Here is a 1,507-nt window from a genome sequence, read left to right as displayed (position 1 = left end):
ATGATAATATCAGTACCGTCAGGTTTCTTAATATCTAGGTCGACACTCCACCCATCAATAACTAAGTCGAGGTCGCCTTTGCTTTTCCTATATTGAAGAGCAAAACGATCCCTGAAGGCCAAACCAACGTTGACACCGAAAACAATTACGTTTTCCATCAGCCACTGATTTTCTTTATTTAAATACATCGAATAAGCAACCGGCAGCACAGTGCCATTATCTGTTATCACTTGCATATCAACCACAGCTTTCTTATCACTACGGCTATTAAGCTTGGCTTTTGTTACTTTGATATCAAAGACACCACTTTCCACCAATGTTTTGGTATAGGTCGTATACAAACTATCTTTAAAAACCGAAACAAATCGATTTTTTTGTTCCTTAGAAGCCCTGCGGCCATACTTTCCCATGACACGTGCAGCGATACGACGAAAGTCCACTATTTTATTTAGTGCACCATCCATACTCGCTAAAAAGCGCTCTGGATCAGTTTCGTAGTATTCCCTTTCTACCTTAAATAATTCCAACACTTCAGTAACATTTTTCTCAACAGTCAGCCTGATTTCTTCAGACTCCAGACCCTGACTTGCGGTCGTGGTCGCTGCGTAAGATACTTGAGCTGCTGCAATACCAAGCGCCAAAACCAGCCAAAGAGTAACCAACTTAAATGCTTTATTCATAACGTTAAATTCTTATCAAATAGAAGTGAACCAGGATAGGAGCTACCCAAAACTAGTCATTACACCATTAATTAGAGATCTATCTGGCCCGAGGCGAACGCACCAATAATTTTCTCTAAATTCATCGCAGACTGCGTATCAAAAATGGTATCGCCGTCTTTCAATAGCTCTTCTTCCCCACCAACACTGAGATCAACATACTTCTCTCCCAGTAAACCGGCCGTCTGAATCGATGCGACACTATCTGCTGACAGCTGATCAACAGATGAATATATTTCCATCTCTACCAGCGCTGTGTAAGACTGCTCATCAAGACTGATCCCGCTAACCTTTCCAACCGTTACACCAGATAATGACACCCGTCCTCTAACAGCGAGACCGCCTAGGTCGTCAAATTGGGCATATATTTTGTAGGTATCACGCGCCGAATCGCTTGTTAAACCACTCACTTGTATTGCCAAAAACGCCAAGGCAGCGAATCCGGCTATCATAAATACCCCTACAGCCGCTTCTATTGTTCTCTCATACATATGACGTCATTTTCCCTAAAAAGTTTAGTTTATTTTAAATAATTGTTTAGAAAGAGCTAAACATTACCGCTGTTAGTAGGAAGTCCAAGCCAAGCACCGCTAGCGATGAATATACGACGGTTTTAGTGGTAGCTATACTAATCCCTTCTGATGTCGGAATACTATCGTATCCTTGGAACACTGCTATCCATGTACAGACCAATCCAAACACAACACTCTTGATAATGCCATTTACAATATCTCCACGAAACTCTACCGAGCCCTGCATATTAGCCCAAAACGACCCCTCGTAAACGC

The 1,507-nt window shown here is 42.0% G+C and carries 3 protein-coding genes; all 3 read right to left on the bottom strand.

Features of this window, described 5'->3' with window-relative positions:
- Positions 1 to 680, bottom strand: a 680-nt coding sequence (locus A3757_RS11070) for a phospholipid-binding protein MlaC (protein ID WP_068739623.1), incomplete at its 3' end; no start/stop codon positions are given.
- A gap of 71 nt (positions 681 to 751) precedes the next feature.
- The gene (gene mlaD / locus A3757_RS11065) at positions 752 to 1,210 is read right to left on the bottom strand and encodes an outer membrane lipid asymmetry maintenance protein MlaD (protein ID WP_068509377.1); all 459 of its coding nucleotides are present in this window, start codon (positions 1,208 to 1,210) and stop codon (positions 752 to 754) included.
- Positions 1,211 to 1,256: 46 nt separating this feature from the next.
- A partial coding sequence (locus tag A3757_RS11060; protein ID WP_197470007.1) for an ABC transporter permease occupies positions 1,257 to 1,507 on the bottom strand: 251 nt, incomplete at its 5' end.

It is taken from the genome of Oleiphilus sp. HI0117 (assembly GCF_001635235.1).
This window is presented reverse-complemented; position numbering and strand designations above follow the sequence as displayed.

Bases quoted from the DNA above. Each gene is read 5' to 3' on its own strand.
- mlaD (WP_068509377.1), bottom strand. From the start codon at position 1,210: ATGTATGAGAGAACAATAGAAGCGGCTGTAGGGGTATTTATGATAGCC.